General features: G+C 68.9%; 2 protein-coding genes. Both read left to right on the forward strand.

Annotated elements, in window-relative coordinates; genetic code table 11:
* Window positions 1-35 precede the first annotated feature (35 nt).
* Window positions 36-1,349, forward strand: coding sequence for a type I polyketide synthase (locus ACFWFI_RS42275; protein ID WP_387401212.1), 1,314 nt, complete (start codon window positions 36-38; stop codon window positions 1,347-1,349).
* 113 nt (window positions 1,350-1,462) lie between these two features.
* Window positions 1,463-2,751, forward strand: a 1,289-nt coding sequence (locus ACFWFI_RS42280) for a type I polyketide synthase (protein WP_387401210.1), incomplete at its 3' end; no start/stop codon positions are given.

A 2,751-nucleotide genomic window follows, 5' to 3' on the forward strand; every position in this document is an offset into this window, starting at 1 on the left:
TGGGTTCTGGGCGGGTTCTGGATCGTTCGGGGTCGGTGTTGATCACGGGTGGTACGGGGACGTTGGGTGGGTTGGTGGCCCGGCATGTGGTGGGTGTGCATGGTGTGCGCAGTGTGGTGTTGGTGAGTCGTCGTGGTCCGTCGGCGGAGGGTGCGGCGGAGTTGGTCGAGGAGTTGATGGCTGCGGGTGCGCGGGTGGAGGTGGTCGCGGCTGATGCGGGGGATCGTGAGGCGCTTGCGGATGTGCTGGCGGGGATCCCGGCCGAGCATCCCCTCACCGCCGTCATCCACGCCGCCGGAGTACTCGACGACGGAGTGTTCTCGTCCCTGACATCGGAACGTATCGGCACCGTCTTTCGTCCGAAGGCCGATGCGGCGTGGCACCTTCACGAGCTCACACGCGAGCTGGACCTGGCCGCGTTCGTCGTCTTCTCCTCCGGTGCCGGTGTCTTCGGTAACGCCGGCCAGGGGAATTACGCGGCGGCGAACGGTTTCCTGGACGGTCTGGCGCAGACCCGCCGTGAGCAGGGTCTGCCCGCGGTGTCGCTGGCGTGGGGCCTGTGGTCCGAGGCGAGCGGCATGACCGGACACCTCGACGGCGTCGAGCTCGGCCATATGGCACGCGGAGGCCAGGCAGGGCTGTCGTCAGCAGAGGCACTCGCGCTGTTCGACCGTGCGCTGGTGTCCGATGAGGCGTTGCTGGTGCCGACGAAGCTCGACTTCGCCGCGCTTCGCAAGCAGGCTGCGGCCGGCGAACTGGCACCGCTGCTGCGCGGACTCGTACGAGCCCCGAGGAAGACCGTGCGGACCGTCGCCGACGGAAGCGGCCAGTCGCTGACGCGACGACTCGCTGCGGTCGGAGAAGCCGAGCAGACCCGTCTCCTCGTGGAGCTCGTCCGGAGCGACGCGGCCAGCGTTCTCGGTCATTCCGTGCACGAAACGGTTAAGGCGAACCAGGCCTTCAACGAGGTCGGATTCGATTCCCTGACCGCTGTCCGGATGCGTAACCGCCTGGCGGAGTCCACCGGTGTGCGGCTACCTGCCACGGTCGTCTTCGACCACCCGACGCCCGCAGCACTCGCCCACCATCTGCGTGACCAGCTCGAACTGACGGACACCGCTGTCGTCCCGGCGGCACTCGCCGAACTCGACCGGCTGGAGCAGACGCTCGCCCGTACATCCACCGACGAGAAGGTGCGGGTACAGGTGGCCGCGCGACTTGAAGCGCTGACGGCGAAGTGGGCGGAGTCCCTCGCCGCGGTGACCGGGCCCGGAGGGGCCGTCGATCTCGACGTGGCCACCGACGACCAGATCTTCGACCTGATCGACAACGAGCTCGGCCTCTCCTGACCCGAACGCCGACCGGACGACCCGCGAGCAGCCGACCGGGTGCTCCGGCGACCCCGCTGCGCAGCCGATCGGCCCGACCCGCCGAACCGCTGACCGACCCAAGGAAGAACCTCATGTCGAACGACGACAAGCTGCGTGACTACCTCAAGCGTGTGACGGGCGAACTCCAGCAGACCCGCAAGAGGATCCGTGAGATCGAGTCCAGGAGGACCGAACCGATCGCGATCGTGGGGATGGGCTGCCGGCTGCCGGGCGGGGTCGCCTCACCGGACGACCTCTGGAAGCTCGTCGACGGAGGCGTGGACGCGATGTCCCCGTTCCCTTCCGACCGGGGCTGGGACCTGGACGGTCTCTTCGACCCTGACCCGGACCGCACCGGCACGTCGTACGCCGACGAGGGCGGCTTCATCGACGAACCCGGCGGATTCGACGCCACGCTGTTCGGCATATCGCCGCGCGAGGCGCTCGCCGTCGATCCGCAGCAGCGGTTGCTGCTGGAGGTGTCGTGGGAGGTGTTCGAGCGGGCGGGCATCGATCCGACCTCGCTGCGGGGCAGCAGCGTCGGCGTCTACACCGGGCTCATGTACCACGACTACGCCGACGACGTGGAGAAGCTTCCCGAAGGCCTGGAGGGCTACTTCGGCATCGGTAACTCGGGCAGCGTTGCCTCGGGGCGGGTCGCGTACACCTTGGGCCTGGAGGGCCCCGCCGTCACGGTGGACACGGCGTGCTCGTCGTCGCTGGTGGCGTTGCATCTGGCGGCGCAGGCCCTGCGCAACGGCGAATGCGGTATGGCTCTCGCGGGCGGTGTGGCTGTCATGGCGACCCCCGAGGTGTTCGTCGACTTCTCCCGGCAACGGGGGCTGGCGCGCGACGGCCGGTGCAAGGCGTTCGCGGACGCGGCCGACGGAACCGGGCTCGCGGAGGGCGTGGCGGTGTTGTTGCTGGAGCGGTTGTCGGATGCGCGGCGGCTGGGTCATGAGGTGCTGGCGGTGGTGCGGGGGTCGGCGGTCAACCAGGACGGTGCGTCCAACGGTCTGACGGCACCTAACGGACCCTCGCAGGAGCGGGTCATCCGCCAGGCGCTGGCGGGTGCACGGCTGTCCCCCGGAGACATCGACGCGGTCGAGGCGCACGGGACCGGGACGACGTTGGGTGACCCGATCGAGGCGCAGGCGCTGCTGGCGACCTATGGCCAGGGCCGCGCACAGGACCAGCCGCTCTGGCTGGGGTCGTTGAAGTCCAACATCGGTCATACGCAGGCTGCGGCGGGTGCTGCGGGGATCATCAAGATGGTGCAGGCGCTTCGGCATGGTGTGTTGCCGAGGACGCTGCATGTGGATGAACCGTCGTCGAAGGTGGACTGGTCGTCGGGGGCTGTGGAGCTGTTGACGGAGTCCAG

The organism is Streptomyces sp. NPDC060209, assembly GCF_042728155.1.
Classification (GTDB): domain Bacteria; phylum Actinomycetota; class Actinomycetes; order Streptomycetales; family Streptomycetaceae; genus Streptomyces.